The organism is Vibrio sp. B1REV9, assembly GCF_905175395.2.
GTDB classification, from domain to species: Bacteria; Pseudomonadota; Gammaproteobacteria; order Enterobacterales; family Vibrionaceae; genus Vibrio; species Vibrio alfacsensis.
This window is the reverse complement of record NZ_CAJIMW020000221.1, coordinates 894,856-900,887: the sequence shown is the minus strand read 5'-3', so window position 1 is coordinate 900,887 and position 6,032 is coordinate 894,856. Positions and strand designations below refer to the sequence as shown.

The 6,032-nt window shown below is 42.6% G+C and carries 7 protein-coding genes and 2 tRNA genes; 6 read left to right on the top strand and 3 right to left on the bottom strand.

All coding sequences use genetic code 11. The annotated features are described in order from the left end of the window. Nucleotides 1–132 precede the first annotated feature (132 nt). The 5 genes from KHN78_RS04570 (at nt 133) to KHN78_RS04550 (ending at nt 2,298) form a co-directional block, all read left to right on the top strand. A tRNA-Asp gene (locus tag KHN78_RS04570) sits at nt 133–209 on the top strand. Between the two features lie 35 nt (nt 210–244). Further along, nucleotides 245–321 (top strand) — tRNA-Trp (locus KHN78_RS04565). A 168-nt stretch (nt 322–489) separates the two neighbouring features. Then, nucleotides 490–822: a DUF1904 domain-containing protein gene (locus KHN78_RS04560; protein WP_128811582.1), complete on the top strand. Its 333-nt coding sequence runs from the start codon at nt 490–492 to the stop codon at nt 820–822. A gap of 12 nt (nt 823–834) precedes the next feature. Then, nucleotides 835–1,674 (top strand): penicillin-insensitive murein endopeptidase, encoded by an 840-nt coding sequence (gene mepA / locus KHN78_RS04555; protein WP_128811581.1) that lies wholly within the window; start codon nt 835–837, stop codon nt 1,672–1,674. A 315-nt stretch (nt 1,675–1,989) separates the two neighbouring features. Further along, nucleotides 1,990–2,298, top strand: coding sequence for a hypothetical protein (locus KHN78_RS04550; protein WP_128811580.1), 309 nt, complete (start codon nt 1,990–1,992; stop codon nt 2,296–2,298). 40 nt (nt 2,299–2,338) lie between these two features. Here the strand turns inward: KHN78_RS04550 and KHN78_RS04545 are convergent, their stop codons facing one another. The 3 genes from KHN78_RS04545 to rdgC all read right to left on the bottom strand — a co-directional run bounded on the left by KHN78_RS04545 (nt 2,339) and on the right by rdgC (nt 5,090). After that, nucleotides 2,339–2,593, bottom strand: a complete 255-nt coding sequence (locus tag KHN78_RS04545) for a YfhL family 4Fe-4S dicluster ferredoxin (RefSeq protein WP_211919946.1) — start codon at nt 2,591–2,593, stop codon at nt 2,339–2,341. A 2-nt stretch (nt 2,594–2,595) separates the two neighbouring features. After that, the gene (gene yegQ, locus KHN78_RS04540) at nt 2,596–4,011 is read right to left on the bottom strand and encodes a tRNA 5-hydroxyuridine modification protein YegQ (RefSeq protein WP_211919945.1); all 1,416 of its coding nucleotides are present in this window, start codon (nt 4,009–4,011) and stop codon (nt 2,596–2,598) included. Between the two features lie 164 nt (nt 4,012–4,175). Next, a complete protein-coding gene (rdgC, locus tag KHN78_RS04535; protein WP_211919944.1) occupies nt 4,176–5,090 on the bottom strand; it encodes a recombination-associated protein RdgC in 915 nt (304 codons plus the stop codon). 223 nt (nt 5,091–5,313) lie between these two features. Between rdgC and phoB the strand changes: the two genes are divergently transcribed. Further along, nucleotides 5,314–6,003 carry a phosphate regulon transcriptional regulator PhoB gene (phoB, locus tag KHN78_RS04530; protein ID WP_128811575.1) on the top strand — a complete coding sequence of 230 codons (690 nt, stop codon included), beginning with the start codon at nt 5,314–5,316 and terminating at the stop codon, nt 6,001–6,003. Nucleotides 6,004–6,032 lie beyond the last annotated feature (29 nt).

Sequence of the window (6,032 nt, the reverse complement as noted above, 5' to 3'; positions counted from 1 at the left end):
TTCCCCATGTGAGAGTAGGACATCGCCAGGCTTTAATTTTATTTTCACTTTTTATGAAAAAGTGAAGACAAAAAGAAAGGTAAACGCGTTGAACGGCGATTACCGGATAGAGAGAAATCTCTGTCACCGTGTGGAGCGGTAGTTCAGTTGGTTAGAATACCGGCCTGTCACGCCGGGGGTCGCGGGTTCGAGTCCCGTCCGCTCCGCCATTTATTTGAGAGTCGTCTCATTAAAAACGAACAACAGGGGTGTAGCTCCAATTGGCAGAGCAGCGGATTCCAAATCCGCGTGTTGGGAGTTCGAATCTCTCCACCCCTGCCATCTTCAAAGCCTCAGCAGAAATGCTGAGGCTTTTTTGCATTTCAATATTTGTATTTTTTAGGATATATCTAAAAATTCTTCAGATGGGCTCAATCATTACTTAAGATGATTAGAACTCCGCTTCCTGTTATGATCCGTAGCGAAAACCAATAATTAGGAAGTGATTTTATGCCACATTTACGATTTCGTGCGGTAGAGCCTCAAATGGTTCAAGCGCTATCAAAGCCTCTTACTGACGAATTAGAACCTCTAATGAAGTCTCCACGTGAAGACTTTACGTTTGAATACATTTACAGTACGTTTTTTAGCGAGGGTGAAGTGAGTGGTGCTTATCCGTTTGTTGAGGTGTTATGGTTTGACCGTGGCCAAGAAACTCAAGATAAAGTAGCAAAAATCATTACAAACCAAGTTCGATCTGTGGTTGGCGAAGATATTAATGTCGCGGTAATTTTCACTGCACTTTCTCCTAATGGCTACTATGATAATGGTGAGCATTACTAAGGAATAGGTGATATGAAGCTGGGACTCTTTTTTTGTTTAAGTACAATATTCTCAGTTTCGATAAATGCAACTTCGTGGGAGCAGGTTCCTGGTCCCACAAATAATATCTCCTCATCAATAGGTAGCTATGCAAATGGCTGCTTAGATGGGGCTCAGCCTCTCCCTCTAGATGGCGTTGGTTATCAAGTATTACGTAGTAAAACGAAACGATACTATGGGCATCCACATACCATCCTGTTTATCGAAAAATTGTCCCAAAAAGTGCAACAAGAGCTCGACACAACACTGCTTATTGGTGACTTGTCTCTTGCGCGTGGTGGGCGATTTTCCTCTGGGCACTCTAGCCATCAAACGGGATTAGATATTGATATTTGGTTACGTTTGGCCGACAAGCCTCTTTCTTATAATGAGCTTCAGCTTCCGACACCAATGAGCGTTGTTGACCTAAAAAATTATCAAATTTTGGAACATCGCTGGGAGGATAGGCACTTTGATATTATTCGTTATGCGGCACAAAGTACTGATGTCGCACGTATCTTTGTTCATCCTGTGATCAAAGAACAATTGTGTAAAGAAGCTCCAAATAATGATCGTTCTTGGCTACGTAAGGTCCGTCCGTGGTGGGGGCACCATTATCACTTCCATGTACGATTAGTGTGTCCTAAATCTAGTTTAAACTGTGTGAATCAAGCTCTGCCACCTCAAGGTGATGGCTGCGGGGCTGAGTTAGCGAGTTGGAAGCCCAAAGCAGTTTTAGAGCCTAGTATAAATAAGAGGAAGACAAATAAAGTAAAACAGAAAAAGAGAAAGGTCATTCCTGCACAATGTCAGCCTTTGATATCAATGCGATGATTTTGTTTAATGAAAGATGAAAGATAGCTCGTATATGTGTTTCTTTTATGAAACTGGAGAAACATCATACTTTTGGCTACATTGAATAGTACTAGCTTAAAAAGTCTACTTAGATTGGTGAGTTATTTTAGAAATCTCCTAATAACAATAATTTGTATTTGGCTGAAATTGCGATAACTCTGCTTTAGGAACTTTCATTACAATTTCCTTTTTTCAACTATATGTCTGATGATAAGGGATACGTGACAACATGGATAGATGTACGCAGACGGGCTTGTGAATTCGCCCATTGAAGACTTAATCAAGGACAAAACCATGACTATGATTTGTGCAAAAGAGTTTGCGGAGTGGTTAAGACACAGATTTAGCAGTGATACGAAAGGGGTTCTACTGACTCGAGAAGATGTCAATCATCTTACTGGCCGTCAGCGCCTTGATCCCGGCTTTGTTAATGATGTGCATTACGAACTAATGCAATACGGGATGGCTTTCGTTACAGATACAAGCCGTGAAAATTTTTATCTTGTTCCTGTTTCTCAGGCAGAGAATTGGCGGGAAAGGTTAGAGTATCACTTTGAAAAAGAGCTATTTTGCAATATCTATCCTATTGAAAAATCGGGTTAAAAAAAGGTTCAACTTTGATTCAAAGTTGAACCTTTTTAAACTATGCTAACCCTTGAATAATCACAAACTTCTCAAGCAATTGCTCTTCTGTTTCTACATGATTTGGATCAGTGATAATGCATTTTGTTATTGGACAGACTGACTGACAAGTTGGTTTTTCGTAGTGTCCTTTACATTCTGTACACAATGCAGGATCAATTTCGAAAATACTATTGCCCATGCTGATTGCACCATTTGGGCATTCAGGGTCGCACATGTCGCAGTTAATGCATTTATCTGTAATAAGTAACGCCATGATTACTTACCCGTTGGGTTACGTGTGTCCTGACCAGCGTTTAGGTTACGCATTAGTAGGCCGTACTCTAGATCCATATCATGAGGAACTGGAATAAATACAAAGTGGCCGTTACCTTTTGCGTCTTCAATTGATTCTGACTTTCGGTTTTCCATCGCTTCTAGTGTGAAGATCACGTTGCCTTTTGGTGTCATTAACTCAAGGCTGTCGCCCACAACAAATTTGTTTTTAACTTCAACTTCTGCTAAATCACCGCGACGTTTACCAGTGAACTCACCAACAAATTGCTGAGCATCAGATACTGAGTAACCGTAATCATAGTTTTGGTAGCTGTCATGTGTGTGACGACGTAGGAAGCCTTCTGTGTAGCCACGGTGAGCTAGGCTTTCTAGTGTACCCATTAGACTTTCATCGAAAGGCTTGCCAGCAACGGCATCGTCAATCGCTTTACGGTAAACCTGAGCAGTACGTGCACAGTAGTAGAATGATTTAGTTCGACCTTCGATTTTTAGTGAGTGGACACCCATCTTCGTCAAGCGCTCAACGTGTTGAATTGCACGTAGGTCTTTCGAGTTCATGATGTAAGTGCCGTGCTCATCTTCAAATGCCGCCATTTTTTCTTCAGGACGGTGCGCTTCAGAAAGCAGAACCACTTCATCGGTAGGTTTGCCACGACCGATAGTTGTTTCAGGGCGTTCATCAGCAACCGCTGCGGCTTGAACTTCAATCGCTTGTGCTTCTGCTGGGTTAAATTTCTCTACGATATCGCCAGTATCGTTTTCTTTGCCTTCTTCGACTTTGTATTCCCAACGGCATGCGTTAGTACAAGTACCTTGATTAGGGTCGCGTTTGTTGATGTAACCAGATAGAAGGCAGCGGCCAGAGTAAGCCATGCATAGAGCACCGTGAACGAAAACTTCTAGTTCAGTTTCAGGACAGTGCTCGCGAATTTCTTCGATTTCTTCTAGAGAAAGTTCACGAGAAACGATAACACGCTCAACACCATTTGCAGCCCAGAACTTCACTGTTGCCCAGTTAACGGCGTTTGCCTGTACAGATAGGTGGATTGGCATCTCTGGGAATGCTTCTCGAACCATCATGATTAGGCCAGGATCAGACATGATAAGTGCGTCTGGACCCATTTCTACCACGGGCTTTAGATCGCGGATGAATGTTTTAAGCTTAGAGTTGTGCGGTTGAATGTTGCATACCACGTAAAGCTTTTTGCCTAAAGCATGCGCTTCATTGATACCGATTTGTAGGTTCTCGTGGTTGAACTCGTTATTACGTACTCGTAGGCTGTAACGTGGTTGACCCGCGTAAACTGCATCAGCGCCATAGGCGAATGCGTAACGCATGTTTTTAAGGCTACCAGCAGGGGACAGTAGCTCTGGTACGAATGCTTTCTCTGTTGTCATTGCTCAATTCTCTTAGTATCTGATCACAAGTCAGGCCAATTCCACCTTATGGAAATGGGGCGCAAATTTTACGTCAAAATGTGATGAGTGACTAGGAGAATTATGAGTTGTATAAAAAACGCCCCCAATTTAGAGAGGGCGTTGTGTACAATGTTTGCTCTAAATTAAGCGTTAGGGTTCGGCAATCCGCCCAACGCATCGTATAGATTTGGCAGGAATGCACTGAATTCACCGCACATCAGCGAGAAGTCTGCGTCAAAACGAGCAGCCTGATCTTCACGCGGAATATCATCGTTTTGATCTTTGAGTTCGTCTGAGAATTTAAGACGTTTGATGCCAGAATCTTCAGCCATAATGAACTCGATACGGTCTTGCCAATTCAGAGCAAGTTTCGTTACCACTTTATCTGCTGCGATATGATTGCGAATTTCATCCGTTGTGAGCTCTTGCTTCTTACAACGAATCACGCCACCTTCTTCTAGAACAGATTTAAGTTCAGCTTCGTCCATCATTGTGATTCCTGCTGGCGTATCTCCGGTTTTCACCCACTCTGTCAGTGTGGTTTCAATCGCAACTTCAGGGATAGCAGGAACAACTGGTAGGCTGCCCATTGTCTTACGTAGCAGAGCTAATACGTCTTCTGCTTTTTTGTAGCTGCTTGCATCTACTAGGATGAAGCCTTCTTTTGGCATGATCAAAACGTAAGTGTGGCTGCTGCGGCTAAATGCGCGTGGAAGAAGATCCATTACGATGTCATCTTTTAGGTTATCCTTTTCTTTCTTCTTAAGAGGACGACCTTCTTGTGCTTCCATTGCGTCAACTTTGGCATTCAGCGACTCTTTAATCACAGATGCTGGCAGCATTTTCTCTTCTTTTTTAGCACAAATCAGAATGCGGTTTTCGGAAACGTGGGTCATCATGTCGCCATGTCTTCCCATTGCGCTAACCCAACCAAATTTTTGTTTATCTTGGCTGCCACAAGGGGTGAATCGAAACTCTGCTAGTTGAGTCTCCAGTTGCTCAGCGTTGAAATTAACCTCACGGTTAACACGGTATACCAACAAGTTTTTAAACCACATAAATCTTCTCTAGGCTTGATGAGGAGGTGCTAATAATAGGGAATTTTGGTGTCGATGTCCTAATAGAAATGCAAAATATCAGAATGAACCCCAAAAGAAAGTTATATGAAAATTTGTTTTCAAAGGTCACAAAAGTGTCATAATTGGTGGTAATAATGTTTATGCATAGAGGGGCGCTTTGTCCTTAAATTCATTAGCTAAACTAACATAAGGTTATTCAATTATGTCTAGAAGGATTCTAGTTGTTGAAGACGAAGCTCCGATTCGCGAAATGCTGTGCTTTGTGCTTGAACAGAAAGGTTATCAAGCAGTCGAAGCAGAAGATTATGATACTGCGGTAACCAAACTGGCTGAACCCTTCCCTGATTTAGTCTTGCTGGATTGGATGCTACCAGGTGGTAGTGGTATCAATTTTATCAAACACATGAAACGTGAAGAGTTAACTCGCAATATTCCAGTTGTGATGTTAACTGCTCGTGGTGAAGAAGAAGATAAAGTGCGTGGCTTAGAAGTGGGCGCAGATGATTACATCACGAAACCTTTTTCGCCAAAAGAATTGGTCGCACGCCTTAAAGCGGTCATTCGCCGTGTGACTCCGACAGCACTCGAAGATGTGATTGATGTACAAGGCTTGAAATTGGACCCGGTTTCTCACCGTGTTACAGCGAATGATGAGCCAGTGGATATGGGCCCAACAGAATTCAAAATGCTGCATTTCTTTATGACGCATCAAGAACGCGTTTACAGCCGTGAGCAGCTATTAAATAACGTATGGGGTACTAACGTTTACGTTGAAGATAGAACGGTCGATGTCCATATTCGTCGCTTACGCAAAGCGCTTGAAGCCGCTGACCACGATAAATTGATTCAAACAGTGCGCGGTGCGGGTTACCGTTTTTCAACGAAAGCATAAGGTCATAAGCAGCTTATCAATACCATTTC

What these genes read in the sequence shown, in the direction of transcription:
- KHN78_RS04560 (WP_128811582.1), top strand. Translation starts at nt 490, where the DNA reads ATGCCACATTTACGATTTCGTGCGGTAGAGCCTCAAATGGTTCAAGCG.
- mepA (WP_128811581.1), top strand. Translation starts at nt 835, where the DNA reads ATGAAGCTGGGACTCTTTTTTTGTTTAAGTACAATATTCTCAGTTTCG.
- KHN78_RS04550 (WP_128811580.1), top strand. Translation starts at nt 1,990, where the DNA reads ATGACTATGATTTGTGCAAAAGAGTTTGCGGAGTGGTTAAGACACAGA.
- KHN78_RS04545 (WP_211919946.1), bottom strand. Translation starts at nt 2,593, where the DNA reads ATGGCGTTACTTATTACAGATAAATGCATTAACTGCGACATGTGCGAC.
- yegQ (WP_211919945.1), bottom strand. Translation starts at nt 4,011, where the DNA reads ATGACAACAGAGAAAGCATTCGTACCAGAGCTACTGTCCCCTGCTGGT.
- rdgC (WP_211919944.1), bottom strand. Translation starts at nt 5,090, where the DNA reads ATGTGGTTTAAAAACTTGTTGGTATACCGTGTTAACCGTGAGGTTAAT.
- phoB (WP_128811575.1), top strand. Translation starts at nt 5,314, where the DNA reads ATGTCTAGAAGGATTCTAGTTGTTGAAGACGAAGCTCCGATTCGCGAA.